Genomic DNA, 443 nt, shown 5'->3' on the forward strand with positions numbered 1-443 from the left:
GACAACAAGGCCAGACGGCTGTGCACATCGGCCCCGGCACCGCGCAAAATATCGCGTTCACCCAATAACGCCGCTACGTCACAGGCCATCGCCGCCAACCCCAGATCGTGCCCGCGCAGCAACAAATGCGCGATACGCGGGTGCGCCGGCAGTTCGGCCATCGCTTCGCCGTGGGGCGTCAGTTTTGGCCCATGCAGGGCGCCCAAGCGCTCCAGCAGTTGCCGGGCCTGTGCATAACTCGCGGCAGGCGGTACATCTAGCCAGGTCAGTTGCTCAGGGGTGACGCCCCAACGCGCCAGTTGCAGGGCCAACCCGGACAGGTCTGCCTGGAGGATTTCAGCGCTTCCATAAGCCGCCAGTTGCGCATGCTGGTCCTCTGACCACAGCCGATAACACACCCCCGGCTCCAGTCGCCCGGCCCGGCCGGCCCGCTGGGTGGCACT

General features: G+C 66.4%; 1 pseudogene. It reads right to left on the reverse strand.

Annotation, left to right across the window (positions count from 1 at the left end):
- Positions 1-443: pseudogene (locus tag GHO41_RS29540) on the reverse strand (ATP-dependent helicase HrpB); the annotation flags it as partial.

This window comes from Pseudomonas sp. FSL R10-0399, assembly GCF_009600165.1.
Classification (GTDB): Bacteria; Pseudomonadota; Gammaproteobacteria; order Pseudomonadales; family Pseudomonadaceae; genus Aquipseudomonas; species Aquipseudomonas helleri.